Here is a 475-nt window from a genome sequence, read left to right as displayed (position 1 = left end):
CAGCGCCGACCCGTTGGCACCATTGATTTTTTGCGTAACTGCGGTATACGCGTCCTGATCCGCAAGCGCGCTCAAGCCGTTGGCGCTCCAGAACCATGCAGCGCTCATAAAGAAATCGGCTGGTTGCGTTACCAATTCAGGATTACTTACTATTCGCTGATCGCCATAAACAGCTGCACTGTACGCACTGTAATTTGCGCGGCCTGTCAGATGAAAGGCACCGCGCCCTCGGAACGTCCAACCATCACCAGATGCGACATCTCCATTACCCATGCGCGATGCGTACACCAGATTCGCAAGCTTCTGCGGGTTATTTGTGTAATTTGGAGCGTACGCCTTGCTGGAATCCGACTGATCCATTGTGAATCGTGAGGGCCACACAGCGACCAACCGCTCGGGGGTCGTGTACGTCAGGTTTTCGACAAATTTGGTGTAGCCCTGCGTTTCATATGACGATTGCGCCATAAAATAACGC

General features: G+C 53.1%; 1 protein-coding gene. It reads right to left on the bottom strand.

What is annotated here, in order from left to right:
- Positions 1-475, bottom strand: a 475-nt coding sequence (locus AC1RPH_RS07810; protein WP_481762027.1) for a glycoside hydrolase family 19 protein, incomplete at both ends; no start/stop codon positions are given.

Source organism: Dellaglioa sp. CoH-57-MRSF-16, from assembly GCF_056782055.1.
Note: the sequence above shows the minus strand (reverse complement) of the source record. Positions and strands in the feature narration are given on the sequence as shown.